This is a genomic window from Mesorhizobium sp. M8A.F.Ca.ET.021.01.1.1, assembly GCF_003998025.1.
Classification (GTDB): Bacteria; Pseudomonadota; Alphaproteobacteria; order Rhizobiales; family Rhizobiaceae; genus Mesorhizobium.
In genome coordinates this window covers 1-2,447 of sequence record NZ_RZSJ01000753.1, presented here as the reverse complement: position 1 = coordinate 2,447, position 2,447 = coordinate 1, and the positions used below count along the sequence as shown (strand labels likewise).

General features: G+C 64.8%; 2 protein-coding genes. One reads left to right on the top strand and one right to left on the bottom strand.

What is annotated here, in order from left to right; genetic code table 11:
* The coding region (locus tag EOA36_RS33315) for a cytochrome P450 (RefSeq protein ID WP_145969455.1) at nt 1-1,264 on the top strand (1,264 nt) is incomplete at its 5' end.
* 86 nt (nt 1,265-1,350) lie between these two features.
* On the opposite strand, the gene EOA36_RS33310 is transcribed toward EOA36_RS33315, so the two are convergent.
* Entirely contained in the window at nt 1,351-2,328 is a 978-nt protein-coding gene (locus EOA36_RS33310) for a complex I NDUFA9 subunit family protein (RefSeq protein ID WP_127280997.1), read from the bottom strand.
* Nucleotides 2,329-2,447 lie beyond the last annotated feature (119 nt).

Below are 2,447 nucleotides of genomic sequence, written 5' to 3'. Positions count from 1 at the left end.
ACTCTGGGGCGAGCCGACCTACAACGAACCCTGGATTTCGGCCAAGGGCGCCGGTGGGCCGCTGGTCATCGCCAATGATCCCGGACTGATCCGCCATGTGCTGGTGGACAACGCCAAGAACTACAAGATGGCGACGGTGCGCCAGAAGATCCTGAGGCCAATCCTGCGCGACGGCTTGCTGACCGCCGAGGGCGAGGTGTGGAAGCGGTCGCGCAAGGCAATGGCGCCGGTGTTCACGCCGCGCCACATTTTCGGCTTCGCACAGCCGATGCTGAAACGCACGCTGGAGTTTGTCACCCGTTACGAGGCGGGCGGCACGTCCGATATCGCCCAAGACATGACGCTGCTCACCTACGACATCCTGGCCGAGACGCTGTTTTCCGGTGAGATCGCGGGCGAGCCGGGCAGTTTCGAAAACGAGATCGATCGCCTGTTCGAAACCATGGGCCGCGTCGATCCGCTCGACCTGTTGCGCGCCCCCGACTGGCTGCCGCGGCTGACCCGCATCCGCGGCCGCAAGACGATGGCCTATTTCCGCAAGATCGTGACCGACACGGTCAGGATGCGCGAAGAAAAGTTCAGGCGCGATCCCGATGCCGTGCCCCAGGATTTCCTGACGCTGCTGCTCAAGGCCGAAGGCCCCGACGGACTGACGCGCTCGGAAGTCGAGGACAACATCATCACCTTCATCGGCGCCGGCCACGAGACGACGGCGCGCGCGCTCGGCTGGACGCTGTATTGCCTGGCCGAATCGCCCTGGGAGCGTGACCGGATCGAACGGGAGATCGACCAGGTGCTGGCGCGCGAGCCCGATCCGACGAAGTGGCTCGACGCCATGCCGCTGACCCGCGCCGCCTTCGACGAGGCGCTGCGGCTCTATCCGCCGGCGCCGTCGATCAATCGCGAGCCAATCGAGCCCGAAATGTGGAAGGATCTCTACATCCCCAAGTACGCCGCCGTGCTGGTGATGCCGTGGGTCGTCCACCGCCACAGGAAGCTGTGGGACAGGCCTGACGCCTTCCTGCCCGAACGCTTCCACCCGGGGAACCGTGAAAAGATCGACCGTTTCCAGTATCTGCCCTTCGGCGCGGGTCCGCGCGTCTGCATCGGCGCCAGCTTCGCCATGCAGGAGGCCATCATCGCGCTCGCCGTACTTTTGTCCCGCTTCCGCTTCGACACGACGGCCGACACAAAACCCTGGCCGGTGCAGAAATTGACCACGCAGCCGCAAGGCGGTCTGCCGATGCAGGTCACGCCTCGCTAGGTGTGCCGATATTCAGGTGATGCCTGCCTGCGTTCTCGACTCGCCCTGACCTGAATCCCAACACGCCTTTGGCCTACTGCACTCACTTATACGGCTGGTTTGCGCTGCTGGAACTGGCCGGCGGCGCGGAAGCGCCAGAGGTAGCTGGGCAGGATCGTCGCGATCGATTGCGGCTGAATGCCGAGCCCCGCCAGTGTCCGGTTCGCCTTGGCGGCTTCGTCCGAAACGATGTTGTGCTCGCGCAACTGCATCACCTGGTCCTTGGTCAGCAGCGGATTGGGCAGGAGCCCGAGGATCGAGGCCTGGATGTTTGCCACCCACCACGGCACCGGCACCAGCATGCGCTTGCGCTCGATCACGGTGAGCAGTTCCTGCATGCACTCCTTGAAAGTGAGCACGTTGGGGCCGCCAAGCTCGTAGACTTGGCCGCCATCGATCTTGCCGTCGACCGAGCGCGCCACCGCCTCGGCGACGTCGCCGACATAGACCGGCTGGAACTTGGTGTGGCCGCCGCCGATCAGCGGCAGCACCGGAGAATAACGCGCCATATTGGCGAAACGGTTGAAGAAGCTGTCTTCCGGCCCGAAATTGATCGACGGCCGGAAGATCACGGCATCGGCGATCGTCTCCAGCACCGCCTTCTCGCCCAGCGCCTTGGTGCGCGCATAATCCGATTCGGAGTCCAGATCGGCGCCGAGCGCCGAAATATGGGTGAGCCCGGCGCCGACGGAGCGCGCCGCCTCGGCGATCGCGCGAGCACCGAAATCATGCACGGCGGAGAATTTCTGCCGGCCGCTCTGATGCAGGATGGCGACGAGATTGACGACATGGTCGGCGCCTTGCACGGCGCGGTCGACCGACCAGCGCACGCGCACATTGGCCTGCACCGGCTGGATCTGGCCGACATTGCCGAGCGGCTGCAGATGGCCGGCAAGATCGGGCCTCCGGCAGGCGACCCGGATGCGATAGCCGCGCTTGGCCAGCGCCCGCACGACATGGCGGCCGACAAAGCCTGACCCGCCAAAGACGACGACAAGCTTTGGGGTCTGCAGGATTTCGGTCATGACGGGCTCCGGCGCGCGTTCCAGATGGCTTGGCTGAGCCGTTTCATAGTCCGTTTTGCGCCAAAGGCAAAGGGTGACGCGTCGTCGCTGCCGCCCTTCTTTCGGGTGTGTCAGAATGC

Excerpts from the sequence above, each read along its gene's own strand:
- EOA36_RS33310 (WP_127280997.1), bottom strand. The coding sequence starts at position 2,328 with ATGACCGAAATCCTGCAGACCCCAAAGCTTGTCGTCGTCTTTGGCGGG.